Genomic DNA, 25,983 nt, shown 5'->3' on the forward strand with positions numbered 1-25,983 from the left:
GCGCCGAGATTTCCGTGGGGGGAACCATGAACATCCTGATCCTGTGCACCGGCAATTCGGCGCGCTCCATTCTGGGCGAGGCCATTCTCAACCATCTGGGGCAGGGCCGCGTCACCGCGTTCAGCGCGGGCAGCAAGCCCAAGGGCGTGCCCCATCCCGGCGCGCTGCGGCTGCTGGCGCGGCGCGGCATCGACACGTCCGTCTTCCGCTCCAAGAGCTGGAACGAGTTCACCACCCCAGAGGCTCCGCGCATCGACGTGGCCATCACCGTTTGCGGCAACGCGGCGGGCGAGGCCTGCCCGGTGTTCATGGGCGCGCCGGTCAAGGCGCACTGGGGCCTGCCCGATCCCGCCGACGTCGAAGGCAGCGAGGCCGAGGTCGACGCCGCGTTCGAGGCGACCTGGACCGCGCTCGAAGCCCGCGTGCGCGCGCTGCTGACCCTGCCGTTCGAAACGATGGACAAGGCCCGGCTGCTCGATGCGCTGAGCCAGATCGGCCAGATGGAGGGCGCGGCATGAGGCGCGCGATCGCCGCCGAAGCGGTCGGCAGCTTCCTGCTGTTCGCCACGGTGATCGGTTCGGGCGTGATGGGCGACAGCCTCGCAGGCGGCAACGTCGCGGTTGCCCTGCTAGGCAACACCATCGCCACCGGGGCGATGCTCTATGTCCTGATCACCATGCTCGGCCCCATTTCGGGCGCGCACTTCAATCCGGCGGTGACGCTCGTGTTCCGCCTGCTCGGCGTGCTCGATTCCCGGCAGGCGCTCGGCCACGTCATCGCGCAAGTGGCGGGCGGCATTCTGGGCGTGTGGACCGCGCACGCCATGTTCGGGCTGGACGTGCTGGAGCTTTCAACCAAGGTCCGCACCGGCCCCGGCCAGTGGACGGGCGAGGTCGTGGCGACCTTCGGGCTGCTGCTGACGATCCTCGGTACACTGCGCCATCGCCCGCAGGCGGTGCCGACGGCGGTCGCGCTCTACATCACCTCGGCCTACTGGTTCACCTCCTCGACCAGCTTCGCCAACCCCGCGATCACGCTGGCGCGCAGCCTGTCGAACACCTTTGCCGGGATCGCGCCTGTCGATGCGCCCGCCTTCATCGCCTGCCAGCTCGTCGGCGCGCTGCTCGCGCTCGGCACCGCGCACCTGCTGTTCCCCGAAGCCGATCTTGCCAAGGATGCCGTCCGTGACGCCTGATATCGTGATCTATCACAACCCCGAATGCGGCACCTCGCGCAATGCGCTGGCCATGATCCGCAACGCCGGGATCGAACCGCACGTGGTCGAATACCTCAAGACCCCGCCTTCCCGCGCACTGCTAGAAAGCCTGATCGCGCGCGCCGGGATACCCCCACGCGCCCTGCTGCGCGAAAAGGGCACGCCTTATGGCGAGCTTGGCCTTGGCGATGAATCCCTCAGCGATGCCGCGCTGATCGACGCGATGATGGCGCACCCGATCCTGATCAACCGCCCGCTGGTGGTCTCGCCGCTGGGGGTGAAGCTGTGCCGCCCGTCCGAGGAAGTGCTCGACCTTCTCCCCGCCGCCCAGCGCGCGGCCTTCGCCAAGGAAGACGGCGAACAGGTGATCGACGCCGCCGGAAACCGCGTGGCATGACTGATACCGTCCAGCACGCCCGTCTGCGCCCGCTGGCAGACCCTGCCCACCTGCCCGCGCTCAAGCCCGCCTATGTCCACGCCAGCCCCGCGATCGGGCTTGGCCCGCTCGATCCGCCCCCGCGCATCCTGCTGCTCTACGGTTCCTTGCGCGAACGCTCCTACTCGCGGCTCGCGGTGGAAGAGGCCGCGCGCCTGCTCCAGCACTTCGGCTGCGAGACGCGCATCTTCGATCCCTTCGACCTGCCCCTGCCCGATCAGTTCGCGGGCGATGATCATCCCGCCGTCCACGAATTGCGCGAACACTCGCTCTGGTCCGAAGGCCAGGTCTGGTGCAGCCCCGAACGCCACGGCCAGATCACCGGCATCATGAAGACGCAGATCGATCACCTGCCGCTGGCCTACAAGGGCCTGCGCCCCACGCAGGGCCGCACGCTGGCGGTGATGCAGGTCAGCGCCGGGTCGCAATCGTTCAACTCGGTCAATTCCTTGCGCGTGCTGGGGCGCTGGATGCGGATGTTCACCATCCCCAACCAGTCGAGCGTCGCCAAGGCTTACGAGGAGTTCGACGAAGCCGGCCGCATGAAGCCGTCGAGCTATTACGACCGCATCGTCGACGTAGTGGAAGAACTGGTGCGCTTCACCGTGCTGATGCGCCCCCACGCAGACCAGCTGGTGGACCGCTACTCCGAACGGGTCGATCAGGACCGCCCGGTTCATGCGGCGGCGGAGATCCTTGGGTCGGCCTGACGGCCTCGCGACCGAAACTGTCGTGCTGATGCCCGACAAGGCCGCATGACCGATTCGCCCGATTTCGCCTATGGCTCCGCGCTGTTCCCGCTGTGCGGCAACCACTTCGAAGCCCTGCTGCCCACCTTCGTGCAGCAGGGCCATGTCGTCCGCCGCACCGAGGACGATGGCTGGCTGATCGCCTGGCCGGGCGACGGCAACCCGGACAGCGACCGGGGCATCGTATCGTACATCGCCCCCGGACGTGACAGCGCCGCGAACGAGTTCCTCTGCGCGTGGCCCTTTGCGCTGTCGGGCACGCGCCACCTCGTGGCGATCGACACGGTCTTCACCGATCCCGGTTCCGAAGCCTTGCGCGTCTATGGCGGCACCATCGCCGGCGTGGCGGTACGCCTGTTCGACACGCAGTGCCTGGGCGGCGCAATGGGCCTGGCGCCCGGCACCGGCGTCGCCGCGCGGCTGCACGGCTGGGCACTTTCGCTGGAGCGCGCGCCGCTCGACCCGATCGTCATCACGCGCGAACATGCGGGGGCCGGCCTGCTGGCTGCATTCGCGGACACCTTCGCGCGCGATGGCCAGCTGGAGATCCGCACCAACGAGCTGCGCGCCCTGATCGCCCGCGACGCCAATGGCGCGCCAGTGCACGAAATCAACGGCCCGGTGAAGGCGGTGCGCCCCGGCCCCGTGCTGATGGGCCGCAAGCTGCACGTGCTGACGATCGCGGTCGCGATTTCCACGCAAGGGGACTTCGAAATCGACCTTGAAGTGACCATCACCAGCGAGATCTGGCCCGGCCCCGCTCCCCAGGTGGGCGAGATCGTGCGCGGCGTGGTCTGGCTGCAGGCGCTGTTCGAGGAAGGGGCGGACACGTGAAGCCTGCCACGGGCGCACAAGCACCAGAACGCCATATTCCGTCGATTTTCAGGAAGGTGGATGCCCCGCGAGGATTCGAACCTCGATAAACGGAATCAGAATCCGGTGTCTTACCATTAGACGACGGGGCAACGCGAGGCGCGCAACTAGACGGCGCTCCGGATGCTGTCAAGCGGGTGAAATCGCGATCGCGACGGGCGGTCCCCGGCCATGCCCCTGGCCATGCCCAGAGCGATAGCCCGAGCCATACCTTGTGCCGCGCCCGCCGCATCGCTACCATGACGTTCAAGTACCCGGCGGCGGTTCCCGCGCGGGAAAACATAAAGCGATACGATCAAGATGGCGGACTTCGATCCGCCGGCGAAAAAGCGGCGGGGGCAACGCAGCGGCAGGAAACGGGGCAAGGCGCCCGGCCTGCGGCAGGCTGCGGCCTCTAAGGGGGGCGTGCCCTCCCCGCCCAAGGCCGGTGCAACCAAGGGCTCCCCGCGCCCGCAAGCCGGGGCCGAACCTGCGCCCTCCGCGCTGCCCGCGCGCGCAAGCACCTGGACCAAGCCCGCACCTTTCCACCGCCAGGCCTATGCCGCGATCGACCTCGGCACCAACAACTGCCGTTTGCTGATCGCGCGGCCGTCGGGCGAGCATTTCGTGGTGATCGACGCGTTCAGCCGCGTAGTGCGGCTGGGCGAAGGCCTCGCGCAATCGGGCCGCCTGTCCGACGCGGCGATGGACCGGGCACTGGGCGCGCTGCACATCTGCGCGGAAAAGCTGAAGAAGCGCAACGTCCACCTCGCCCGCTCGGTCGCGACCGAGGCGTGCCGCCGTGCGACCAACGGCGCCGACTTCATCGAACGCGTCCATGCCGAAACCGGCATCCGGCTGAATATCATCACCGCGCAGGAAGAAGCCCGCCTTGCCGTGCTGGGCTGCCACATCCTGCTGGAACGCGGGGATGGCCCGGCGATGATCTTCGACATTGGCGGCGGATCGACCGAAGTCGTGCTGGTCGATACCGCCGATACCGTGCCGCGCATCCTCGATTGGCAATCGGTGCCCTGGGGCGTGGTCTCGCTGACCGAAGGCGTGGGCCCGGTGGCCGACAGCACGCAAGCGCGCGCCGCCGCCTATGCCGAGATGCGCCGCCGCGTGGACGAAGGCTTCGCCCCCTTTTCCGAACGCATCGCCGAAGCACGCGCGCGCGCCGTGGCGCGTGGCGCGATCCGGCTGCTGGGCACCAGCGGCACGGTGACCACGCTTGCCAGCCTGCATCTGGGCCTGCCGCAATATGACCGGCGGGCAGTGGACGGGCTGATCGTGCCGACCGATTCGATGCGCGCGATCAGCCGGGGCCTTGCCATGATGTCCTATGCCGAGCGCATCGCCGTGCCCTGCATCGGACGCGAACGCTCCGACCTGGTCGTGGCGGGCTGCGCAATCCTCGAATCGATCTTCGACATCTGGCCGGCCGACCGACTGGGCATCGCCGACCGGGGCATCCGCGAAGGCATCCTGCGCAGCCTGATGGCAGCGGGCAGCGACGCCGAACGCAGCCGCGACGCGCTGCGCACCCTGAAGAAAGGAACCGCGGCGTGAGCCGATCCGGGCGCGATCCGCGCGAACGCTTGAAGACGGGCAAGGGCCGCACGCAATCCTCGGTGCGCTGGCTCTCGCGCCAGTTGAACGACCCTTACGTCAAGCAGGCCAAGGCCGAAGGCTGGCGCAGCCGCGCCGCGTTCAAGCTGATCGAGCTGGACGAGAAGTTCGCCCTGCTCAAAGGCGCAAAGCGGGTGGTCGACCTCGGCATCGCGCCCGGCGGCTGGAGCCAGGTGGTGCGCAAGAAGGCGCCGCAGGCCGCGGTGGTGGGCATCGACCTGCTGCCGACCGACCCGATCGAGGGCGTCACCATCTTCGAGATGGACTTCATGGCCGATGAAGCCCCCGCCGCGCTCGAAGGCGCGCTGGATGGCGCGCCCGACCTCGTGCTGTCGGACATGGCCGCCAATACCGTGGGCCACAAGCAGACCGACCACTTGCGCACGATGGGCCTCGTCGAAACGGCGGTGGACTTCGCCATCACCACGCTCGCGCCCGGTGGCGCCTTCGTGGCCAAGGTCTTTGCCGGCGGCACCGATGGCGACCTGCTGCAGATCCTGAAGAAGAACTTCCGCACGGTGAAGCACGCCAAGCCGCCTTCCAGCCGCAAGGATTCGTCCGAATGGTACGTGATCGCGCAAGGCTTCAAGGGCCGGGCCGAACCTGAACCGACAGATACCGACGCGCCGGCCTGACATTTCCACAGGCGGGGTTTTGCGCGAATCGCATCGCTGGCCCTAAAGGCCCCGCTTCCTTTCGTTTCCAGCCTTTCCCGGAGTATCCCCGATGGCCGAATCCGCCGACGACCGCCTGCGCCTCCTGATCGAGCGCATCGAGCGCCTGGAAGAAGAAAAGAAGGGCATCGGCGACGACATCAAGGACGTCTACGGCGAGGCCAAGGCCACCGGCTATGACGCCAAGATCATGCGCCAGATCGTCCGCCTGCGGAAGATGAAGCCCGACGACCGTCGCGAGATGGAAGCCGTGCTGGAAACCTACAAGAACGCGCTCGGCATCGACTGAGCGCGCTGGTGCGAGGGGCAACCCAGAGCCCCTCTATCCCAGCCGCGACAGCGCGAACGCCAGGCCCAGCGCCAGTGCGTTCGACGTCATGTGCAGGGCGATCGAGGCGAGCAGGCCCATCCGCATCCGCACGAATCCTGCGGTCAGCCCCGTCCACAGCTGCGGCAATACCAGCGGCACGGCGACGAGGCTGGCGCGGGGGTAGTTGGCGAGGTGCGACAGCGCGAACACGCCTGCGCTGCCGTAGAAGAACATCGCCTGCCGCGTGGCAAAGACCCGCAACGCCGCGCGGCGGCGCAGCGCGAACCAGCCGAGCGGAGCGCCCACAAGCAGGGCCAGCAGCGCCATGCTGACAGCCATCGAACCCGGATCGGCGTTCGCGGCAAGACCCAGCCCCGCCAGCGCGAACAGGCACCCCAGCAGCCACAGCGCGCGCGGTCGCCCGGTCAGCCAGCCGCGAAAGATCGCCTCTTCCAGCACCGGCGCTGCCATCACGACCACGGGGATCATCACCTGCGGCGCCAGCTTGCCATAGGCATCGGGCGCGGGCAGCGCGAAGGCCTGTTGCCACAGGCGCAGGAACGGCAGCAGCACCAGCAGCAGCACCGACAGATGCAGACCCGCCATGCCCAGCCACAGCCGCCGTGCTTCGGGCGGACGCAGTCCCGAAGGCTCCAGCAGCACGGGACGGCGCAGGAAGGCGCGGAAGGCGGCAAGGGCTTCTGGGATCGGGCCGGTCATGCGCTGTTTATGCGCCCTTACGCGTTAATACGCGCCTAGCAGGTCGACAGAGCCGCCAAAGATTGCCCGGATGCGCCGAACCGGCTAGGGCCGCGCCAGATCCACTCCATTCAGAGCCGCAAGAAGCACGATCATGGCAGGCCATTCCAAATTCAAGAACATCATGCACCGCAAGGGCGCGCAGGACAAGAAGCGCTCGGCGCAGTTCTCCAAGCTCAGCCGCGAAATCACCGTCGCGGCCAAGATGGGCATGCCCGATCCGGACATGAACCCGCGCCTGCGCGCCGCCGTCAACGCGGCCAAGGCGCAGTCGATGCCCAAGGACAACATCCAGCGCGCGATCGACAAGGCGAGCAAGGGCGATGCCGAGAACTATGAAGAAGTGCGCTACGAGGGCTACGGCCCCGGCGGCGTGGCGATCATCGTCGAGGCGCTGACCGACAACCGCAACCGCACCGCCACCAACGTGCGCACCGCCTTTGCCAAGAACGGCGGCAACCTGGGCGCCAGCGGCGCGGTCAGCCACGGCTTCGAACGGCTCGGCCTGATCGAATATCCCGGCAAGGTCGGCGACGAGGAAAAGGTCCTCGAAGCCGCCATCGAAGCCGGTGCCGACGACGTCGAGAGCGACCTGGGCGATGGCGACGAAAACCCCGGCAGCCACCAGATCTGGGTCGCGGTCGAATCGCTGCATGAAGTGGCGCGCGAACTCGAAAAGACGCTGGGCGAAGCCGAAGGCGTGAAGCTGGCGTGGAAGCCCAGCCTCAAGACCACGGTCGATGCCGACAACGCCGCCACGCTGCTCAAGCTGATCGACGTGCTGGAAGACGACGACGACGTCCAGACCGTCTGGGGCAATTACGACATCCCCGACGACGTCATGGAAACGCTGGGCTAATTCGAATGTGGCAACTGGCCGCGAAGGCGCTGCTCTCGGGCGTGCTGATCGCGGCCATTGCCGAGATCGGCAAGCGCCTGCCCGCATTGGGCGCGCTGGTCGCCTCGCTGCCGCTGGTCTCGGTGCTGGGCATGGTGTTCCTGTGGCACGCCCGGCCCGATGCGGAAAACATGGCCGTCCATGCCGAGGCGACCTTCTGGTACGTGCTGCCCAGCCTGCCGATGTTCCTCGCCATCCCTGCCATGCTACGCCACGGCGTGCCGTTCTGGCTGGCACTGGCCGCCGGATGCGCGCTGACGGTCGCGCTCTATCTCGGCATGATGCACATCGGCCCCCGGTTCGGGCTGAAGCTCTGAGATGATCATCATCGGCATCGACCCCGGCCTGACCTGCACCGGCTGGGGCGTGGTGGCCAAGGCGGGCAGCCGCCTGTCGCACATCGCCAACGGCCAGATCCGCACCGACGCCAAGGCCAGCATGGCCGAACGACTGGTCGAACTCGACGCGGCGCTGGCCACCGTGATCGACCTCTACAAGCCCGATACCGGCGCGGTGGAGGAAGTCTTCGTCAACGTGAACCCGCAATCGACGCTGAAGCTGGGGCAGGCCCGCGGCGTTGCCATGCTGTCGGTCGCGCGCGCGGGGATCCCCGTGGCCGAATACCCGACCAAAGTGATCAAGAAGGCGCTGGTCGGCACCGGCGGCGCCGAAAAGCAGCAGATCCAGCACATGCTCAAGATCCTGCTGCCTGGCGTCAAGCTGGCGGGCGAGGATGCCTCGGACGCGCTGGCGGTGGCGATCACCCACGCCAACATGCTGGGCAGCCACCGCTGATTGCCGATCGGTAGGATTGCGGCCATGTGGCGGTCAGGCGGCAGGTGCCACCATCGCTGCCATGGAAGTAGAAGTCAGCGCAGAAGCCAAGAACAAGCGCCTGAACCGCGCCGTGGCGATCACGGTGGTGGTGCTGTCGGTGTTCACCGGCCTGTGCGGCATCAAGGACGGCAACATCGTCCAGGCGATGCAGGCAGCGCAATCCAGCTCGGTCGACCTTTGGAACGAATACCAGGCGACGCGCACCAAGCAGCACCTCGTCGAAACCGCGCGCGCGCAAGTCGCCGCGCTTGCATCGCCGGGCAAGGCCACCGCCGCGCTCGCCAGCTTTGACCGCGATCGCCTACGCTATCAGGCCGAAGCGCCCGTGCTGGCGGCGAAGGCCAAGGCGCAAGCCGATCTCTACGATGCGCTCAACGTCCACGACGACCAGTTCGACGCGAGCGAAGCGGCCATTTCCACCGCGATCTCGATCGCCGCGGTCGCCGCGCTGGTGGAAAGCGGCGCGGTCCTCGCCGCCGCCTGGGCCTTTGGCGCGTTCGGCGTGTTCATGGGGCTGTGCGGCTTCCTCGGGCTGGCCTTCCATCCCGACGTGCTGAGCAACCTGCTCGGCTAGCGCATCACAGGCCGTTGGCCTCGAGCATCGCCTGATAGGTCCGGCGCGGTGCAGGCGCGCAAGGTCCGGGCCTGCGCCACAGGCACACCTGTCCATCGGCAAAGGGCGCGCACTCCTGCCTGACATAGCGCGGATCGCCCGGTGCCTTCGCCAGCAGCAATGCATTGGCACCTTCGGCCAGATCGGCGGGTAGCGGCACCACCGAACCGGGCGCGAGCAGGATCGGCACGGGTCGGACCAGCAGCGCGGGGACGAGATGCGCGCGGTCCTCGTAGGCCATGGCGAGCGCGCAGACCTGCGGATCAGCCAGGGCGCGATTGGCCAGCAAGGGCACTGCCGCGCCGACGCGCTGGGCGATCACCCCGCCATTGGCCTTGGCCGCGAAGGCAGACGCCGTCGCCCAACCGGCGATCAGCAGCGCCAGCACCAATGGCGACAGGCCCTCGCCCCGGCGCGCGCGCCAGCGTTCGGCCGCGTGCACCGAGCCGATCGCCGCCAGCACCAGCCACGCCAGCACCGACACCCAGATGAAGCGGTATTCCTTGTGCGCAATCAGGCTGTGCGCCGCGACATTGGCCGTCGCCGCCCAGAACAGCGGGCGGTAACGCGTCCCCGCGCCATAGGCGGCGGCCAGCACGATCGGAAACAGCGGCCAGAAATGCCGGCCCAGCTGGATCACGTATTCGAGCGGCGGCGCGGTGCCGAACTGGCTCGCGCGGTCCTGCCCTACGTTCATCGTCAGGTTGGTCCAGATCCACCCGAACGGCGTCAGCCCGACCGCCAGATCGCTGAGCGCGCCGAGCAGAGCGGCCAGCACTGCGCCCGTCAGGAACGCCGTCCAGCGGGCGCGGTCCAGCCGCAGCGCGCCCGCCACCAGCACGGCGGCGAACAGTCCGTACTGGAAACGCACCAGCACGCCCAAGCCCGCCAGCAGCCCTGCCAGCACCAGTGCCTTGCGCGAAGGCCGATCCGCCAGCACCGGCCCCGCCGCCAGCAGCAGCAGCGTGACCGCAAGGCTCTCCGACAGGATCAGGTTGGCGTAGAGCACGCTTTCCCACCAGACCGCCACCACGAACAGCGCCACGAGCGCGTGCGCCCGCCCACTCTGCGCGCCCAGCGCCCACGCGGCTGGCAGCGCGAGGCAGGCCAATGCCAGAAACGCGGCCCGCGCCAGTTCCAGCCCCAGCAACGTGCCCGGCGCCAGCGCATGGCCCAGCGCGAACGGACCTGCCAGAGCTTGCGGGATCAGCGCATTGCGCAGGCCAAGGCGCCACTCCCACGGCCGGATGCCCTGCCCCGTCGCCAGCCGGTTGGCCTGCTCCAGATACTGCATGAATTCATCGGCATAGCGCAGGTCGAACAGCGAGAAACCAGCGATGCGCAAGGCCAGCCCCAGCAGCACCACGCCCGCTATCGCCGCGATCCAGCCCGGCCCCAGCCGCGACGCCCCCGCCTGCCTGTCGTCCCCCGTCATGGCGACAGGGATAGGCGATGGCGCGCGCGCTGTCATCCGGCGTGGCACGCCCCCATTCAACGCCCCTTGTCGCCGCGCGCGTCGCCGTGCATAGGAACAAAGCATGATCGCAAAGCTCACCGGCATTCTCGACGACACCGGCCCGGACTGGGCGATCATCGACGTGAACGGCGTCGGCTACCTCGTGCACTGCTCGGCGAAGACGCTGACCCACCTCGGCATCGCGGGCGACAAGGTGGTGGTCCACACCGAGATGCAGGTGTCGGAGACCGACCAGCGCCTGATCGGCTTTGCCAGCGCGGGTGAACGCGCATGGTTCCGCCTGCTGACGGCGGTGCAGGGCGTCGGCAGCAAGGTGGCGCTGGCGATCCTCTCGGCACTCTCGGTCGAAGAACTGCAACGCGCCTGCGCCAACGGCGACAGCGCCATGGTTGCCCGCGCCAACGGCGTCGGGCCCAAGCTCGCCAGCCGCATCGTCAACGAACTGAAGGACAAGGCGGGCGGCCTTGCGGGCCTCTCCGGCCCTGCGGGCATGGGCGGCGACATCGGCGTGGCCGTCCCGGCAGGCTCGGCCAGCGCCGATGCCGTCTCGGCCCTGCAGAACCTCGGCTTCAAGCCCCCCGTCGCCAGCATGGCCGTCGCGCGCGCGGTGGAGGAACTGGGCGAGGACGCGGGCCTGAACGATCTGGTGCGCGTGGCGCTGAAGAGGGCGACCGCCTGACATGTCGACCGAAAACCCCCTGCTTTCCGCCCAGCGCATGGCCGAAGACCCCGACGCGGCGCTGCGGCCCAAGTCGCTCGACGATTTCACCGGGCAGGCCGCCGCGAAGGACAACCTGCGGGTGTTCATCGAAAGCGCCAAGATGCGGCGCGAGGCGATGGACCACGTGCTGTTCTTCGGGCCGCCCGGCCTTGGCAAGACCACGCTGGCGCAGATCATCGCGCGCGAACTCGGCGTCAATTTCCGCGCCACCAGCGGGCCGGTGATCGCCAAGGCGGGCGATCTTGCTGCGCTGCTGACCAATCTCGAATCCGGCGACGTGCTGTTCATCGACGAGATCCACCGGCTCAATCCCGTGGTCGAGGAAGTGCTCTACCCGGCGATGGAGGACCGCGCGCTCGACCTCATCATCGGCGAGGGGCCATCGGCGCGCTCGGTGCGGATCGACCTGCCGCCGTTCACGCTGATCGGCGCGACCACGCGGCAGGGGCTGCTCCAGACCCCCTTGCGCGACCGCTTCGGCATCCCCGTGCGGCTGCAATTCTACACCGTGCCCGAACTGGAGCGCGTGGTGAGCCGCGGCGCGGGATTGATGGGCATCGGCATCGACAAGGGCGGCGCGACCGAGATCGCGCGGCGCGCACGCGGCACCCCGCGCGTGGCGGGCCGCCTGCTGCGCCGCGTGCGCGACTTTGCGCAAGTGGCGGGGGCCGAAACCATCACGCACGCCATCGCCGACAATGCGCTGACCCGGCTCGAAGTCGATTCACTGGGGCTGGATCTTCAGGACCGGCGCTACCTCATGATGATCGCCGACATCTACAAGGGCGGCCCCGTCGGCGTCGAAACGCTGGCGGCAGGCCTGTCCGAACCGCGCGACACGATCGAGGAAGTGATCGAGCCCTACCTGATCCAGTTGGGCCTCGTCGCGCGCACCGCACGCGGGCGCTGCCTCAACGATCGCGGCTGGCAGCACCTCGGACTCACCCCGCCCTCGGGACAATTGCCCGGCCTGTTCGATACCGGCGATTGACGGCGTCGATCAAAGGGGAGCCTTCACGTTAACCCGAAACTGGTTCCAAAGCGGGACACAGTTAATGACAACACGCCGACTGACGCGGCTTTTCTTGGTTTTCGCTGTGAATCAGGGTTAACCACCTTGCTTGAATGCGGGCGATCTGCATTGTCCGGATAGAAGGTCGGCTTGGGGCGAGGGCCGCCCCGGCAAGACCGCAACGAAGGCGGGTAGCATGTCGGTTCGGTTGGCATTGGCGAAACTGGCGGCCTGCGCGGCAGGCGGCGCGGTTCTGGGCGGGGGCGCGGTCCACGTCGCGGAAGCCCCGTCTTCGGCCGAGATCCACCACATCAAGCCGATCAAGTCGCACAAGGTCGCGGCGAACAAGCACCGCAAGTCGCGCCGGATGATCCCGCGCAAGACGCATCGCCCGCGCAAGCTGATCAAGTCCACCTCGGTAAAGCCCGACGCCGCTGCGGTCGAAGCGCTGGCCGTCGCGCCCGTGCCCTACATGGCGCCCCTGCCCCCGGCGGCAGCGGTGGCAGCCAGTTCCAGTGGCGGCGGCATGGTCCCCGTGGTTTCGAGCAGCAGCAATTCGGGCGGCGGTTTTGGCGGCGGCTTCTTCGGTGGCTTCTTCGGCGCCAGCGGCGGCGGCGGCAGCGTGGTCGTGTCCTCGACCAGCACCGGCTCCACGTCCAGCTCCACGTCTGGCGGCTCGACCTCCACCTCCACTTCCACGTCCGGGTCCAGTTCGACCTCGGGCTCGTCGTCCAGTTCCAGTTCCAGCTCGACGTCGGGCGGCGCGACCTCGACCTCGACGTCGTCTGGCAACCTGTCGAGCACGAGCGGCAACATCAGCACGTCGACCTCGTCGGGGAATCTCTCGACCACGTCGGGCAATATCAGCAGCACGACGTCGACCTCATCGGGGGCCACGTCGTCAGGCGCAACGTCCTCAGGCGCGACCGGCACGAGTTCGAGCACCTCGACGTCCAGTTCGACCTCCTCGTCTTCGTCCTCATCGACCTCGTCGTCGTCGGGCGCAACGTCGAGCGGCACCAATGGGTCGAGCGGCACCAACGGGTCGACCAGCAGCGGCACCGAAGTGCCCGAACCGTCGATGGTGGTGCTGTTCGGCCTCGCCGCGGCGGCGCTGGTCGGGCGGCGGCGCTATGCCATGCGGGCTGCGCTGCGCACTGCCTGACACAAAATTCGGAATACCGGCCCTTCTCCAGTGGGCATCGGGAAAGGGCGGCTTCGGGGGGAGCCGCCCTTTTTCTTTTACATCAAAGCCTTGCACAACGACTTCCGCCACAATGCGCGCTGGTTGATACCGCTCGTGCAAGGCTGCACGCATGCACTTCATCAACAAAAGGGGCGGCCCGTTGCCGGACCGCCCCTTTTCGTTTCAGCCTGACGCCTGCCGCTTACGCGGCGAGCTTGCGCAGCACGTAGTGCAGGATGCCGCCGTTCATGAAGTACTCGACTTCGTTGGCGGTATCGATGCGGCACAGCGCGGTGAAGCTGAACTTCGAGCCATCCTTGCGGGTGACTTCGACTTCCACGTCCTGACGCGGCTTGAGGTTGGCAACGCCCTTGATCGTGTAGGTGTCATCGCCCGTCAGGCCCAGCGAGGTGCGGCTCTCGCCGTCCTTGAACTGCAGCGGCAGCACGCCCATGCCGACGAGGTTCGAGCGGTGGATGCGCTCGAAGCTCTCGACGATCACCGCGCGCACGCCGAGCAGGTTGGTGCCCTTGGCCGCCCAGTCGCGCGACGAGCCGGTGCCGTATTCCTTGCCCGCGATGACCACGGTCGGAACGCCATCGGCCTTGTGCTTCATGGCAACGTCATAGACCGCGCCCACTTCATCGCCATAGCGCGAGAAGCCGCCTTCGACGCCCGGAACCATCTCGTTCTTGATGCGGATGTTGGCAAAGGTGCCGCGCATCATCACGTCATGGTGGCCACGGCGCGCGCCGTAGGAGTTGAAGTCCGCCTTGGCGACCTGGTGCTCCATCAGCCACTGCCCGGCGGGGCTGTCGGCCTTGATCGACCCGGCGGGCGAGATGTGGTCGGTGGTGATCGAATCGCCGAGGATCAGCAGCGGCTTTGCCTCGATGATGTCGCTGACCGGCGGCGGGGTCATGGTCAGGCCTTCGAAGTACGGCGGATTGGCGACGTACGTCGACCCGGCGCGCCACGAATAGGTTTCCGAACCCGTCACGTTGATCGCCTGCCAGTGCGCGTCGCCCTTGTAGACGTCGGCATAGCGGGCCTGGAACATGGCGCGATCCATGCAGCCGGCCATGGTGGTGTAGACTTCGTCGTTGGTCGGCCAGATGTCCTTGAGGAACACGTCCTGGCCGTCCTTGCCCTTGCCGATCGGCGTGGTGACGAAGTCCTCGATCACCGTGCCCTTGAGCGCGTAGGCGACGACCAGCGGCGGCGAGGCCAGGAAGTTGGCGCGCACGTCAGGCGACACGCGGCCTTCGAAGTTGCGGTTCCCCGAGATGACCGCCGAGGCGACGAGGCCGTTCTCGTTGATCGCCTTGCTGATGGGCTCTGCCAGCGGGCCCGAGTTGCCGATGCAGGTGGTGCAGCCATAGCCGACGAGGTTGAAGCCCACCGCATCGAGGTGTTCCTGCAGCCCGGCGCGGTTGAGGTAGTCGGTGACGACTTGGCTACCGGGGGCGAGCGAGGTCTTGACCCACGGCTTGGGCTTGAGGCCCAGCTCGTTCGCCTTCTTGGCGACGAGACCGGCGGCAACCAGCACGCCGGGGTTCGAGGTGTTGGTGCAGCTGGTGATCGCCGCAATCACCACGTCGCCGTCACCCAGGTCGAAGTCCTTGCCTTCGACCGGAACGCGCGCGGGCGCCTTCTTGTAGGTGTTGGCCATGTCGGCGTTGAACACGTCGTCGACTTCGGGAAGCGAGACGCGGTCCTGCGGGCGCTTCGGGCCGGCGAGCGAGGGCACGACGGTCGAGAGGTCGAGTTCCAGCGTCGAGGAGAAGATCGGTTCGACCGAGGGGTCGATCCAGAAGCCCTGCTCCTTGGCATAGGCTTCGACGAGCGCGATCTGCGCTTCTTCACGGCCGGTCAGGCGCATGTAGTCGAGCGTCTTGTCGTCGATGCCGAAGAAGCCGCAGGTGGCGCCGTATTCGGGCGCCATGTTGGCGAGCGTGGCGCGGTCGGCCAGCGTCAGCGCGGCGAGGCCCGGACCGTAGTATTCGACGAAGCGGCCGACCACGCCGTGCTTGCGCAGCAGGTTGGTGCAGGTCAGCACGAGGTCGGTCGCGGTGACACCTTCGTTGAGCTGGCCGGTGAACTTGAAGCCGACCACTTCGGGGATCAGCATCGAGACCGGCTGGCCGAGCATCGCGGCTTCTGCCTCGATCCCGCCGACGCCCCAGCCGAGCACGCCCAAGCCGTTGACCATGGTGGTGTGGCTATCGGTGCCAACGCAAGTGTCGGGATAGGCGACGGCCTGCCCGTTCTGGTCGACGCTGGTCCACACCGCCTGCGCGATGTTCTCAAGGTTGACCTGGTGGCAGATGCCGGTGCCCGGGGGCACGGCATAGAAGTTGTTGAGCGACTTGGAGCCCCACTTGAGGAAGTCGTAGCGCTCCATGTTGCGCTGGTATTCGATCTCCATGTTCTCTTCGAACGCCTTGGGATGACCGAATTCGTCCACCATCACCGAGTGGTCGATGACGAGGTTAACGGGGACCAGTGGGTTGATCTTGCTGGTATCGCCGCCGAGCTTGGCGATGGCATCGCGCATCGCGGCAAGGTCGACCACGCAGGGCACGCCGGTGAAGTCCTGCAGCAGCACGCGGGCCGGGCGATACTGGATTTCCTGGCTCGATTCGGCCGGGTTCTTCTGCCAGTCGACCACCGCCTTGACGTCGTCGGTCGAGACGGTGAAGCCGCCGTCCTCGAAGCGCAGCAGGTTTTCGAGCAGCACCTTCATCGAGAAGGGCAGGCGCGAAACGTCGCCGAACTTGGCCGCAGCCTTGTTGAGCGAATAGTAGGCGTAGTCCTTGCCGCCGACGCTGAGCGTGGAGCGGGTGCCGAGCGTGTCCTGTCCGACCTGAGTCATGGCGAGTCGTGATCCCTCGTTGTGGATGGCCTTCCTGCCGTCCGCTGGGGAACCGGCCACCTGCGATGAGGCGGCGCGAACGGCGGACAGGGCAGCCGGAAAACGCATGCGCCCTGCGCCCTTCGCGCGCCTGCGTCAAGGGGCGCAGAAGTCCTATATCGGGGTTCAACGATGCTAAATTTATGATGCTGCATGTCAATATCAACAAGGGCAATTCACAGCCCCGCCAACGCCCTTCCACGCCTCCGATACCAGCGCCGCCATTTATCGGAACGAGCCCTCCGCCCACCCAGCCCGGGATGATCCCTGACTGTTACATGACGGAGGAATCTTTACATGGATATGTAACCCAATCGTCTTATTCTGTCTCTCCGGCGCAAGCACCGGATGGAAGAGGACAGACAGAAAGGGCTCACGCCATGACCACACGCACCGGTCGCTCCACCGCCGTCGGACGTCACCGCCGTCACCATCCTTACGACACGCCGTTCAGCTCGCTGCACGCACCGGCGCATGTCCCGGCGACCGACCGTACCGGAGCCTGGGTCTTCCTGGCGATTTCTGCGGCGCTCATCGCGGCGGTTGCGTGGGCCGGGCTGGAACAGCTCGTCGGCTGACAGGTCAGTCCTTCCGGGGGGCTTCAGGTCGGCTCCAGATGCGGCTCGTCGCGGCGGGAGGCGAACAGGCAGCCCGCGACGATCAGCGTCACCCCCGCCAGCGTGCGCAGCGTGACCGGCTCGGCAAAGGCCAGCCAGCCGACCAGCGCGGCCCAGATGAACGCGGTATATTCCAGCGGCACCAGCACTTGCGCTTCAGCCCGGGCGTAGGCCCAGCCGAGCAGCATCAGCGACATCATCGCCAGCGCCGCCGCCGCCGCGATCACGCCCCAGGTGGCAAGGTCCGGCCATGGCGCAAGGAAGACCGCGCCGGGAGCAAGGAACACGAAGCCGAGCGCCGCCTGGAAGAAGGCGATCTCCTCGGGCGAGGCCATCTGCGCCTGCCGCCGCTGCAGCACCAGGTTCCAGGCATAGAGCACCGCCGAAGCGAGGATCGCCACCAGCCCGACCACGCCGTCATGGCTGTAATTGCCCCCGAACTTGCCCGCCGCGATCACCCCCACGCCCGCCAGCGCCAGCACCGAGCCACCCACCGCCTTGCGACTGACCGTCTCGCCCAGCATCACCGCCGCCAGATAGAGCGCGATCAGCGGCGCGATGAACGACAGCGCCATCGCCTCGGCCATCGGCGTGCGGACGAGACCGTAGAAGAACGTCACCGCCATCACCACCGCGACCGCGCCGCGGATCAGGTGGACGCGCATCACCGCGCGCGAAGGCCAGCCTTTCGTCCCCGCGCGCCGACGCTGGTGCCACCACAACGGCGCCATCATCGCGGCGCCGACCAGCCCGCGCCAGAACATCGCGCCATAGGGGCCGACCGCGATCGAGGCAGCCTTCATCACCCCGTCCATCGCCCCGAAGAACGACAGGCCGAGCAGGGTAATGAGGATCGGCACGAAATTGGGATGACGGCGCATCGCGGGGGCATAGCCGGGGCCGGTGACGGGAGAAAGTCCCGGATGAAACTTGTGTGGTGGGAACCCGCCACCGCCACGATGATTCAGCGTTCAGTCAGGCGCGCTGCTTGATTGCGCCCATGGCATGGGGCAGGGAATCGCAACGCCTTGCGAGCCGCGCCGCCGCCTTTTAGCGCCTCGCCAACAGGGAACGACATGATGCGCCTTTTCGATCGAACCTGCCTTTCCGGTCTTGTCGGCGCGGGCCTCGTCGCGGGGGCGCTCGCCGCCACGCCGGTCGTGGCGCGCCAGCAGCAGGAAGGCCCGATCGACCTGACCGCGCAGGCGCGTCCGGCAAAGCCCGCTCCGGCCCCCATGCCGACGCCCGCTCCCACCGCAGCCCCGACGGCCACCCCCGTTCCCGCTGCCCCCTCCGTTCCCGTTACCGCCGCCGTGCCGACCGGCACCGCCACGCCGGTGATCGAAGCGCCCGAAGCGCTGCCCGTCGCCCACTGGACGCAGGCCGATGCGCAGGCCCTGCTGGCGGCGATCCGCGGCATCGGCACCGAAGGCCTGTTCGCGCGCGACTACGAACCCGCCGCGCTTTCCGCCGCGATCAAGGCGGGCGAAGGCGAGCCGCTCGACCAGCTCGCCAGCCGCCTGTTCGTGTGGCTCGCCGAAGACCTGCGCGATGGCCGCACCCCGATGCCCGCGCGCGTGCAGTGGTTCGCGATCGACCCCGATCAGGACAACCACCCCAATGCCCAGCTTCTGGCGCAGGCGACCGAGACGCACGACATCAAGGGCGTGCTGGCCAGCCTCGCGCCGAAGCATCCCGACTATGCGCTGCTCAAGGACATGCTGGGCAAGACCAAGGATCCCAAGCAGATCGCGATGATCCGCGCCAACATGGATCGCTGGCGCTGGCTGGGGCAGGATCTCGGCCTGCAATACCTGATCATCAACGTGCCCGAGCAGGAACTGCGGCTGACGGTCAACAACCAGGTCATCCGCAGCTATCGCGCCATCGTGGGCAAGCCGGGCAAGACCGCGACGCCGCAGCTGGCCGAGCAGGTCAAGAACGTGGTGTTCAACCCCACCTGGACGGTGCCGCAGTCGATTGTCGTGGGCGAAGGGCTCGGCGCGCGGCTGATCGGCAATCCCAAGCAGGCGCTGCGCGAAGGCTATGTCGCGACCAAGAGCGCCGACGGCACGATCAACGTCGTCCAGCAGCCGGGCGAGAACAACGCGCTCGGCCGCGTGAAGCTCGACATGCCCAACGAGCACGCGATCTACATCCACGACACGCCCAGCCGCCAGCTGTTCGCGCAGCCCCAGCGCGCGCTGAGCCACGGCTGCATCCGCGCCGAACGCGCGACCGAGCTGGCCATGACCATGGCCATCCTCGGCGCGGACCTGCCGCCCGAAACGGCGGTCGAATACAACCTGTCGGGCAAGTACACCAAGGTGCCGATGCTCAAGCCCTGGGCGGTCTATGTCACCTACTTCACCGTTGCGCGCGACGTGAACGGCATGATGCGCAGCTTCACCGACCTCTATGGCCGCGATGCCCCGGTGATCGCCAGCTTCGCGCAAGCCCGCCAGCTGCACACCAGCCAGCGCAAGAGCAACGAAGCCGTGATCAAGCTGGACAACCCGCTGTAAGGAGCGGGCGGGGAAACCCGCCCCTCAATAAATGCCCAGCCGGTCCGCGAAGATCAGGCGCCCGCCCGAAAGGTGCCACAGCGCTTCATTGAAGTCGGCCTCGCCCATGGCGAAGCAGCCGTCGCTGCGGCCGAGCTTGCCCCACTTCTCGATCACCGAGGCGTTGGCGTACCACGCCGGATGCAGCACGATCGCGCGGCCCAGGACATTGGAATTGTCGGCATCCATGCCGCCGAGGCGGATCGAGGTGCCGTACTTCCCGTTGTACCATTCATAGGTGATGTAGGCCCCGCGCGAGGTGGCGAGGCTGTTGGGCTCGTTCGAGAACCACTTGAGCACGCCCTCGTGATCGGGGTCCGACCCGCGACCATGCGCGACGAGGAACGAGCGCACCTCGCCCTTGTCCAGATCGGCGAAATGGAAGCGCGGCAGGTTCGAGGGCAGCCCGAAATCGGCCACGCCCACCAGATCGGTGCGCCACAGCGAGGGGCGGTATTGCTCCATCCGGTCCTTGGCCACGCCCAGGATACGGCGGTGCGCCTCGCTGACGGACGAGGCCTGCGCGAACACGCGCGTGGGCAACGCTACCCCCAGCGCCGCAGCGCCAGCGCCCTTCAGAACATCACGTCTGTCGATTTCGCGCTTCATGGTTTTCATCCTGCCACGGGCAACCCTGCCGCGGCCTGAACGCGTATCCTATACCTTTTCGGCAGACATTGCAGCCCCTGCGCCCAGTTGCGCCAGCGCCGCGCCATCGACGCGCATGACCGTCCATTCGTCCATGAACCGCGCGCCCAGCGCCTTGTAGAAGCCGATCGATGGTTCGTTCCAGTCGAGCACCGACCATTCCAGTCGCGCGCAATCGCGTTCCACCGCCAGCGCGGCGAGATGCGCGAGCAACGCCTTGCCAAGGCCCGACCCGCGCGCCTCGGGCCGCACGAACAGGTCTTCGAGATAGATCCCCGGCTTGCCTTCGAAGGTCGAGAAATTGTGGAAGAACAAGGCAAAGCCCTGCGCCACGCCGTCGATCTCGCCGATCACGACTTCGGCATAGGGGCGCGCGCCGAACAGCTTTTCGCCCAGCACCGCCTCGTCGAAGCGGACCTCGTCCAGCAGCTTCTCGTAATCCGCCAGCGCGCGGATCAGCTCGGCGATCAGGCCGATGTCGACACGGGTGGCAGAACGGATGGACAGGCTCATCGTGTGGTTCTCCTGATAAAGCGCGGCCAGAGCATCCCCAGCGCAAGGCCCGCCATGACGAGCGCGAAGGCCGCCAGTTTCCATGTCTGCAACGGCTCGCCCAGCAGCAGCGCGGACGCGCCCAGGCCGAACACCGGCACCATCAACGCCATCGGCGCGACCTGCGCGGCGGGATGCCGCCCCAGCAGCCAGCCCCACGCGGCATAGCCGAACATCGTGTTGCCGACCGACTGCCATGCGACTGCCGCCCACGTCCCGCCGTCCGCAGCCGCGATCCCGCGCGCCATCGCCTGCGGCCCTTCGAGCAGCAGCGCAAAGCCCAGCAGCGGCGGCACCGCGAACAGCCCCGACCACACGACATAGGCCAGCATGTTGAGCTTCGGATCATGCTGTCCGGCGGCGCGGGCCACCATGTTGCCACCCGACCAGCTGAGTGCCGCGGCCAGCACCAGCGCAAGGCCCAACGGCGTGGCGCTGCCGTCGGTATGCGTCAGGATCACCGCCAGCCCCGCCGTCGCGAGCAGCAGCGCGGCGATCTGATAGGCTGCCATGCGCTCGCCCGTCAGCCGCATCGACAGGCCGATGGTGAAGAACACCTGCACCTGCACCACAAGGCTCGCGAGCCCCGGCGTGATGTCCCCCCGCATCGCGGTGAACAGCAGCCCGAACTGCCCTGCGCCGATCAGCACGCCATAGGCGGCAAGGTTGCGCCACGGCACTTTCGGGCGCGGCAGCACCAGCGCCAGGGGGAAGAACACGAAGACGAAGCGCAGCAACGCCAGCGTCAGCGGCGGCAGATGCGCCAGCGCCAGCTTGATGACGACGAAATTGGTCCCCCACACCGCCATGATGGCGATGGCGAGCAGGAGATGGAGCGCGGGCAGTCCGTGGGAACGCGCGGACAACTTACTCCGCCGCCTCGGTCGCCTTGCCCGCGTCGGAGGTCGCCGCCTCGATTTCCGCCGCCTTGGCTTCCACCAGCGCGACGATGTGGTCGAGCATTTCAGCCGACTGCACGTGGTGGTCGGTCACGCCCGAAAGGTAGACCATGTGCTTGCCGTTGCCGCCGCCGGTCACGCCGATGTCGGTCTCGCGCGCTTCGCCGGGGCCGTTAACGACGCAGCCCAGCACCGACAGCGAAATCGGCGTCTTGATGTGGGTCAGCCGCTTCTCCAGCGCCTCGACCGTGCGGATCACGTCGAAACCCTGCCGCGCGCAGCTCGGGCACGACACGACGCGAACGCCGCGCGTGCGCAGGCCCAGCGCCTTGAGGATTTCGAAGCCGACGCGCACTTCCTCTTCGGGTTCGGCCGACAGCGAGACGCGCAGCGTGTCGCCGATGCCCGCCCACAGCAGGTTGCCGATGCCGATCGAGGACTTGACCGTGCCGCCGATCAGCCCGCCCGCCTCGGTGATGCCAAGGTGCAGCGGGCAGTCGACCGCTTCGGCCAGGCCCATGTAGGCACTGACCGCGAGGAACACGTCGCTGGCCTTCACCGCCACCTTGTATTCGTGGAAATCGTGGTCCTGCAGCAGCTTGATGTGATCGAGCGCCGATTCCACCAGTGCTTCGGGACACGGCTCGCCGTACTTTTCGAGCAAGTCCTTCTCAAGGCTGCCCGCGTTCACGCCGATGCGGATGGCGCAACCATTGGCCTTGGCCGCGCGCACCACTTCGGCCACGCGCTGGCTGGAGCCGATGTTGCCGGGATTGATGCGCAGGCAAGCCGCGCCCGCGTCGGCTGCTTCCAGCGCGCGCTTGTAGTGGAAGTGGATGTCCGCGATCAGCGGGACGCGCGCCGCCTTGACGATCTTGCCGAAAGCCGCGGTGCTCGCCTCGTCGGGGCAGGACACGCGGATCAGGTCCGCGCCCGCTTCCTCGCAACGACGGATCTGGTCGATCGTCGCCACGGCGTCGCTGGTGGGCGTGTTGGTCATGGTCTGCACGGTGATCGGGGCGTCGCCGCCAACGGGAACCGCGCCGACCATGATCTGGCGGCTCTTGCGACGCGCGATATCGCGCCAGGGACGGATCGAGGACATGGGGGGCCTATACCTGCGCCACGGCGGCAACGCTACCGTCGGCAGGAAGCATCTTTCGGGCATAGAGCAACTCGGGATCGCAATGCGTGCCCACCCAGAACTCGATGTCCGCGATCTTGGCGAAGCCATAGCGGTGGTAGAACCGCTGCGCCTCGGGGTTTTCGCTATAGACCGAAAGCTGGACCTCATCGGCGCCGTGCGCCTGCGCCTGCGCCATGGCCCAGTCCATCAGCTTGCTGCCAAGGCCGCCGCCAAGCCGATCGGGATCGGTGTAGAGCTGCTTCAGCTCCAGCGGGCGCGCGGCATCGCTGTGGCCGCCGGGCAGCGTGCTTTCCAGCACCAGCTTGCAGAAGGCGACAAGCCTGCCGTCCTCCTCGATCACCGCGATCCGCATCCCCGGATCGGCCAGTTCCGAGGCGATCTTGGCATCGCTGTGCGCTTCGCCCAGAAACAGGGCGAAGTCCTCGGGCCGGTAGAGATGCTCGAACTTGGCGGTCAGCGCGCGGCGGCCGAGGTCGGCAAGGGCGGCGGTGTCGGCGGGCGTGGCAAGTCGCAGGATCATGGCCGCAACCCTAGCGCCGACGCCTGCCGGTTTCCACCCCGCGCGCGGCTCACTTGCCGCCAGAGGCATTGACCCTTTTGTACGGCACGAACTTGTCCAGCCCCACGAAGCCGCGCCAGAAACCGCCGCTGCGATCGTGGAGCTGGACCGTGTCCACGCTGCACAGCTGCGAGCCGGTCAGCTTGGTCACCAGCACATCGTCGTCATCGAGCGATTCGGCCCCGGTGCGCGGGCGCTGGACATAAAGCGTGCTGCCCGCGTCATAGACGATCGCGGTCTTGTCGATCACCCGCGTGGAGCTGACCGTGGGCATGTTGATGCAGTCCACCGGCTCACCCGCGACGCGGCCCTCGAGCATCTTGGCCAGCTGTTGTTCGCCGGTGAGCTTCGGTTTGGCATCGGCCGTGCCGCCCGCCAGAATTCCGCCTGTCAGAACCATCGCGCCTGCCGCAAGGGCAAGCCCCGTCTTGCGTGCCGTCTTCGCCATGACTCGGGTATCCTTTCGCTTCGATCCCTGCGGAATCGCTACCTCATCCCCGGTGAACCGGCCCTGACTCGCCACGTCGTTGCCTTCGCCAGATTGTCGCTCCGGTCCGCCACGGTTCTAACGCACCAGCCGGGCCGACCCTTCGCCACGCGCCAGCGCCATCCATTGCGCTTCGTCGGGCTGGGTTTCGAAGGCGGGCACGCCGGACGGCAGCACGATCCAGGGCTGCTTGTGCTTCGTCCAGACATGGAAGGCCGGGACCAGCTCCGTGCTGTCGTCGCGCGTGCCCGCACGGATCGTCGGCCATTCCGGGCGGCGGTCGTTGACGGTGTAGAGCCGGGTCAGGCACAGCGGGCAGGCATGGTGCGTCACCCGCGCCCCGCTGACCGAGAGCACCGCACCCGTGATCGTCTCGCCCTCGATCACCAAGCCTTCGACAGGAACCTGCTGGTTCAGCGCAAAGGCCGATCCCTGCCGCGTCTGGCAGCCGCTGCAATGGCAGGCATAGGGGCGAAGCCCGGCGTCGATGGCGGTGTAGCGTACCGCGCCACACCCACATCCACCCGTGATCACATCGCCCCGCGCCATCGCGGCCTCAGCCAGTCCCGCCCACGGTCAGGCCTTCGACCAGCAACGTCGGCTGGCCCACGCCCGCCGGCACCGATTGGCCGCCCTTGCCGCAGATGCCCACGCCTTCGTCGAGCGCCATGTCGTTGCCGATGCCGGTCACGCGCGTCAGCACGGTCGGCCCGTCGCCGATCAGCGTCGCACCCTTGATCGGGGCGCCCAGCTTGCCGTTTTCGACGCGGTAGGCCTCGGTGCAGGAAAACACGAACTTGCCGCTGGTGATGTCCACCTGCCCGCCGCCGAAGCTCTTGGCGAAGATCCCGTTCTTGATGCGGCTCAGCAGCTCGGCCGGATCGTCGTTGCCGCCGCGCATGAAGGTGTTGGTCATGCGCGGCATCGGTGCATGGGCATAGGATTCGCGCCGTCCGTTGCCGGTCGGCTCAACGCCCATCAGCCGCGCGTTGAGACGGTCCTGGATATAGCCCTTCAGGATGCCGTCCTCGATCAGCACGTTTTCCTGCGTCGGCGTGCCTTCGTCGTCGATCGACAGCGAACCGCGCCGCCCCTGCCCGTTCACGCCCAGCAGCGACCCATCGTCGATCACGGTCACGCCGGGCGCTGCCACGCGCTGGCCGATGCGGCCCGAAAAGGCGCTGGTGCCCTTGCGGTTGAAATCGCCTTCCAGCCCATGGCCAACCGCTTCGTGCAGCAGCACGCCGGGCCAGCCGGGGCCGAGCAGTACGGTCATCTCGCCCGCGGGCGCGGCCACCGATTCGAGATTGACCAGCGCCTGCGCCAGCGCGCTGTCAATCGCGCGGTTCCACGTTTCGGGCGCGAACAGGTCGTCGTAGAGCCTGCGCCCGCCGATGCCGAAGCTGCCGGTTTCGCGCCGCCCTTCGTGTTCGGCCACGATCGATACGTTCAGCCGGACCAGCGGGCGTACATCGTGCGCCACGAAGCCATCGGCGCGCACGATCTCGACCACCGACCAGCTGGCCGAAAGCGAGGCCGAGACCTGCGCCACGCGCGGATCGCGCGCGCGGGCGGCGGCGTCGATCGTCTCGAGCAGCTTGACCTTGGCCTCGAACGGCACAGCATCGAGCGGCGAGGCATCGGTATAGAGGTGGCGGTTGCTGCTGCGCGGCGGCGGGGCGGGCTGGCCCTTGGCCGGATCGAGCAGCTGGAGCGTCTCGCCTGCCCGCGCGATGGCGGCGGCGGAAATCTCGTTGGCGTGGGCAAAGCCGGTCATCTCGCCCGACACGCCGCGCAGGCCGAAGCCCGCGTCGCGCGAATAGTCGGCCATCTTCAGCCGCCCGTCGTCGAAGCCGAAGCTCTCGGAGGCGATGAACTGGAGGTACAGCTCGCCGTCGTCGCAAGCTTTCAACGTGTCGCGTGCAAGGCGCAGCGCGTCATCGGGGGTAAGCAGTCCGGGGCGATAGAGCAGCGAGCGGGTATCCATCGCCCCGATATAGGCGCGATCGATGCCGCGCGCTACCTCACCGGATCAGGCCTTGTCCGCAGGCCCGCCCTTGAGCACGAAGCGGCGGTCGCAATAGCCGCACTCGGCATAGCCCTTCTCGTCGATTTCCATGTAGACGCGCGGATGGCCCAGCGCGCTGCCGCCGCGGATGTCGGTCGCGCCGTCGCACCACACGCGGGTGGAGTCGGTGAGGATCGTCTCGGGAGCCTTGATCAT

The 25,983-nt window shown here is 67.6% G+C and carries 31 protein-coding genes and 1 tRNA gene; 17 read left to right on the forward strand and 15 right to left on the reverse strand.

Annotation, left to right across the window (positions count from 1 at the left end; genetic code table 11):
- Positions 1-26 precede the first annotated feature (26 nt).
- Genes K3A84_RS12365 through K3A84_RS12385 form a run of 5 tightly spaced genes read left to right on the forward strand, consistent with a single transcriptional unit; the run spans position 27 to position 3,235 of the window.
- A complete protein-coding gene (locus K3A84_RS12365; RefSeq protein WP_225009656.1) occupies positions 27-518 on the forward strand; it encodes an arsenate reductase ArsC in 492 nt (163 codons plus the stop codon).
- Positions 515-1,195, forward strand: coding sequence for an aquaporin (locus tag K3A84_RS12370; protein WP_225009657.1), 681 nt, complete (start codon positions 515-517; stop codon positions 1,193-1,195). The genes K3A84_RS12365 and K3A84_RS12370 overlap by 4 nt, the downstream gene beginning before the upstream one ends.
- Complete coding sequence (arsC, locus tag K3A84_RS12375) at positions 1,176-1,613, forward strand: arsenate reductase (glutaredoxin) (RefSeq protein WP_225009658.1); 438 nt, start codon at positions 1,176-1,178, stop codon at positions 1,611-1,613. The genes K3A84_RS12370 and arsC overlap by 20 nt, the downstream gene beginning before the upstream one ends.
- The gene (gene arsH / locus K3A84_RS12380) at positions 1,610-2,362 is read left to right on the forward strand and encodes an arsenical resistance protein ArsH (protein WP_225009659.1); all 753 of its coding nucleotides are present in this window, start codon (positions 1,610-1,612) and stop codon (positions 2,360-2,362) included. Before arsC ends, arsH begins: the two co-directional genes overlap by 4 nt.
- A 45-nt stretch (positions 2,363-2,407) precedes the next feature.
- Entirely contained in the window at positions 2,408-3,235 is an 828-nt protein-coding gene (locus K3A84_RS12385) for a hypothetical protein (RefSeq protein WP_225009660.1), read from the forward strand.
- Between the two features lie 57 nt (positions 3,236-3,292).
- Here the strand turns inward: K3A84_RS12385 and K3A84_RS12390 are convergent.
- Positions 3,293-3,366, reverse strand: a tRNA-Gln gene (locus K3A84_RS12390).
- Between the two features lie 208 nt (positions 3,367-3,574).
- On the opposite strand from K3A84_RS12390, the gene K3A84_RS12395 reads away from it, so the two are divergent.
- From K3A84_RS12395 to K3A84_RS12405, 3 genes are all read left to right on the forward strand, one after another.
- On the forward strand, positions 3,575-4,825 hold the full coding sequence (locus K3A84_RS12395; protein WP_225009661.1) for a Ppx/GppA phosphatase family protein: 1,251 nt from the start codon (positions 3,575-3,577) through the stop codon (positions 4,823-4,825).
- Positions 4,822-5,520 (forward strand): RlmE family RNA methyltransferase, encoded by a 699-nt coding sequence (locus K3A84_RS12400; RefSeq protein WP_225009662.1) that lies wholly within the window; start codon positions 4,822-4,824, stop codon positions 5,518-5,520. The genes K3A84_RS12395 and K3A84_RS12400 overlap by 4 nt, the downstream gene beginning before the upstream one ends.
- A 91-nt stretch (positions 5,521-5,611) precedes the next feature.
- Positions 5,612-5,848, forward strand: coding sequence for a DUF2312 domain-containing protein (locus K3A84_RS12405; RefSeq protein ID WP_225009663.1), 237 nt, complete (start codon positions 5,612-5,614; stop codon positions 5,846-5,848).
- Positions 5,849-5,881: 33 nt separating this feature from the next.
- Here K3A84_RS12405 and K3A84_RS12410 read toward each other — a convergent pair whose 3' ends face one another.
- Positions 5,882-6,589, reverse strand: a complete 708-nt coding sequence (locus K3A84_RS12410; RefSeq protein ID WP_225009664.1) for a CPBP family glutamic-type intramembrane protease — start codon at positions 6,587-6,589, stop codon at positions 5,882-5,884.
- A 133-nt stretch (positions 6,590-6,722) separates the two neighbouring features.
- On the opposite strand from K3A84_RS12410, the gene K3A84_RS12415 reads away from it, so the two are divergent.
- The 4 genes from K3A84_RS12415 to K3A84_RS12430 all read left to right on the forward strand — a co-directional run bounded on the left by K3A84_RS12415 (position 6,723) and on the right by K3A84_RS12430 (position 8,937).
- Positions 6,723-7,487, forward strand: coding sequence for a YebC/PmpR family DNA-binding transcriptional regulator (locus K3A84_RS12415; RefSeq protein ID WP_225009665.1), 765 nt, complete (start codon positions 6,723-6,725; stop codon positions 7,485-7,487).
- Positions 7,488-7,492: 5 nt separating this feature from the next.
- A complete protein-coding gene (locus K3A84_RS12420) occupies positions 7,493-7,843 on the forward strand; it encodes a DUF3147 family protein (protein WP_225009666.1) in 351 nt (116 codons plus the stop codon).
- Between the two features lies 1 nt (position 7,844).
- Entirely contained in the window at positions 7,845-8,321 is a 477-nt protein-coding gene (gene ruvC / locus K3A84_RS12425) for a crossover junction endodeoxyribonuclease RuvC (protein ID WP_225009667.1), read from the forward strand.
- Positions 8,322-8,382: 61 nt separating this feature from the next.
- Positions 8,383-8,937 carry a DUF4337 domain-containing protein gene (locus K3A84_RS12430; protein ID WP_225009668.1) on the forward strand — a complete coding sequence of 185 codons (555 nt, stop codon included), beginning with the start codon at positions 8,383-8,385 and terminating at the stop codon, positions 8,935-8,937.
- Positions 8,938-8,941: 4 nt separating this feature from the next.
- Here K3A84_RS12430 and K3A84_RS12435 read toward each other — a convergent pair whose 3' ends face one another.
- Positions 8,942-10,411, reverse strand: a complete 1,470-nt coding sequence (locus tag K3A84_RS12435) for a hypothetical protein (RefSeq protein WP_225009669.1) — start codon at positions 10,409-10,411, stop codon at positions 8,942-8,944.
- A gap of 103 nt (positions 10,412-10,514) precedes the next feature.
- Here K3A84_RS12435 and ruvA point away from each other — a divergent pair, with 103 nt between their 5' ends.
- Together ruvA and ruvB are read left to right on the forward strand one after the other, a co-directional pair.
- The gene (gene ruvA / locus K3A84_RS12440) at positions 10,515-11,132 is read left to right on the forward strand and encodes a Holliday junction branch migration protein RuvA (RefSeq protein ID WP_225009670.1); all 618 of its coding nucleotides are present in this window, start codon (positions 10,515-10,517) and stop codon (positions 11,130-11,132) included.
- Between the two features lies 1 nt (position 11,133).
- Positions 11,134-12,165 carry a Holliday junction branch migration DNA helicase RuvB gene (gene ruvB / locus K3A84_RS12445; protein ID WP_225009671.1) on the forward strand — a complete coding sequence of 344 codons (1,032 nt, stop codon included), beginning with the start codon at positions 11,134-11,136 and terminating at the stop codon, positions 12,163-12,165.
- Positions 12,166-12,654: 489 nt separating this feature from the next.
- Here ruvB and K3A84_RS12450 read toward each other — a convergent pair whose 3' ends face one another.
- The gene (locus tag K3A84_RS12450) at positions 12,655-13,248 is read right to left on the reverse strand and encodes a hypothetical protein (RefSeq protein ID WP_225009672.1); all 594 of its coding nucleotides are present in this window, start codon (positions 13,246-13,248) and stop codon (positions 12,655-12,657) included.
- A gap of 4 nt (positions 13,249-13,252) precedes the next feature.
- On the opposite strand from K3A84_RS12450, the gene K3A84_RS12455 reads away from it, so the two are divergent.
- Positions 13,253-13,351 (forward strand): PEP-CTERM sorting domain-containing protein, encoded by a 99-nt coding sequence (locus K3A84_RS12455; protein ID WP_225009673.1) that lies wholly within the window; start codon positions 13,253-13,255, stop codon positions 13,349-13,351.
- Positions 13,352-13,574: 223 nt separating this feature from the next.
- On the opposite strand, the gene acnA is transcribed toward K3A84_RS12455, so the two are convergent.
- Positions 13,575-16,247: an aconitate hydratase AcnA gene (acnA, locus tag K3A84_RS12460; protein WP_225009674.1), complete on the reverse strand. Its 2,673-nt coding sequence runs from the start codon at positions 16,245-16,247 to the stop codon at positions 13,575-13,577.
- Between the two features lie 419 nt (positions 16,248-16,666).
- Between acnA and K3A84_RS12465 the strand changes: the two genes are divergently transcribed.
- A complete protein-coding gene (locus K3A84_RS12465; RefSeq protein WP_225009675.1) occupies positions 16,667-16,864 on the forward strand; it encodes a hypothetical protein in 198 nt (65 codons plus the stop codon).
- 23 nt (positions 16,865-16,887) lie between these two features.
- Here K3A84_RS12465 and K3A84_RS12470 read toward each other — a convergent pair whose 3' ends face one another.
- Entirely contained in the window at positions 16,888-17,784 is an 897-nt protein-coding gene (locus K3A84_RS12470) for a DMT family transporter (protein WP_225009676.1), read from the reverse strand.
- Between the two features lie 198 nt (positions 17,785-17,982).
- Here K3A84_RS12470 and K3A84_RS12475 point away from each other — a divergent pair, with 198 nt between their 5' ends.
- Complete coding sequence (locus tag K3A84_RS12475) at positions 17,983-19,428, forward strand: L,D-transpeptidase family protein (RefSeq protein ID WP_404823160.1); 1,446 nt, start codon at positions 17,983-17,985, stop codon at positions 19,426-19,428.
- 24 nt (positions 19,429-19,452) lie between these two features.
- On the opposite strand, the gene K3A84_RS12480 is transcribed toward K3A84_RS12475, so the two are convergent.
- The 9 genes from K3A84_RS12480 to K3A84_RS12520 form a co-directional block, all read right to left on the reverse strand.
- Complete coding sequence (locus K3A84_RS12480; RefSeq protein WP_225009678.1) at positions 19,453-20,076, reverse strand: murein L,D-transpeptidase catalytic domain-containing protein; 624 nt, start codon at positions 20,074-20,076, stop codon at positions 19,453-19,455.
- Between the two features lie 48 nt (positions 20,077-20,124).
- Positions 20,125-20,628 carry a GNAT family N-acetyltransferase gene (locus K3A84_RS12485; RefSeq protein ID WP_225009679.1) on the reverse strand — a complete coding sequence of 168 codons (504 nt, stop codon included), beginning with the start codon at positions 20,626-20,628 and terminating at the stop codon, positions 20,125-20,127.
- Positions 20,625-21,533 carry an EamA family transporter gene (locus tag K3A84_RS12490; protein WP_225009680.1) on the reverse strand — a complete coding sequence of 303 codons (909 nt, stop codon included), beginning with the start codon at positions 21,531-21,533 and terminating at the stop codon, positions 20,625-20,627. Before K3A84_RS12490 ends, K3A84_RS12485 begins: the two co-directional genes overlap by 4 nt.
- A 1-nt stretch (position 21,534) precedes the next feature.
- Positions 21,535-22,671, reverse strand: coding sequence for a flavodoxin-dependent (E)-4-hydroxy-3-methylbut-2-enyl-diphosphate synthase (ispG, locus tag K3A84_RS12495; protein WP_225009681.1), 1,137 nt, complete (start codon positions 22,669-22,671; stop codon positions 21,535-21,537).
- A gap of 7 nt (positions 22,672-22,678) precedes the next feature.
- On the reverse strand, positions 22,679-23,233 hold the full coding sequence (locus K3A84_RS12500; RefSeq protein WP_225009682.1) for a GNAT family N-acetyltransferase: 555 nt from the start codon (positions 23,231-23,233) through the stop codon (positions 22,679-22,681).
- 49 nt (positions 23,234-23,282) lie between these two features.
- Positions 23,283-23,720, reverse strand: a complete 438-nt coding sequence (locus K3A84_RS12505; RefSeq protein WP_404823150.1) for a hypothetical protein — start codon at positions 23,718-23,720, stop codon at positions 23,283-23,285.
- A 117-nt stretch (positions 23,721-23,837) separates the two neighbouring features.
- Positions 23,838-24,308 carry a GFA family protein gene (locus K3A84_RS12510; protein ID WP_225009683.1) on the reverse strand — a complete coding sequence of 157 codons (471 nt, stop codon included), beginning with the start codon at positions 24,306-24,308 and terminating at the stop codon, positions 23,838-23,840.
- Between the two features lie 7 nt (positions 24,309-24,315).
- Positions 24,316-25,746 (reverse strand): metalloprotease TldD, encoded by a 1,431-nt coding sequence (gene tldD / locus K3A84_RS12515; protein ID WP_225009684.1) that lies wholly within the window; start codon positions 25,744-25,746, stop codon positions 24,316-24,318.
- A gap of 45 nt (positions 25,747-25,791) precedes the next feature.
- The gene (locus K3A84_RS12520; RefSeq protein ID WP_225009685.1) at positions 25,792-25,983 is read right to left on the reverse strand and encodes a zinc-finger domain-containing protein; all 192 of its coding nucleotides are present in this window, start codon (positions 25,981-25,983) and stop codon (positions 25,792-25,794) included.

This window comes from Novosphingobium percolationis (genome assembly GCF_020179425.1).
Taxonomy (GTDB): Bacteria; Pseudomonadota; Alphaproteobacteria; order Sphingomonadales; family Sphingomonadaceae; genus Novosphingobium; species Novosphingobium percolationis.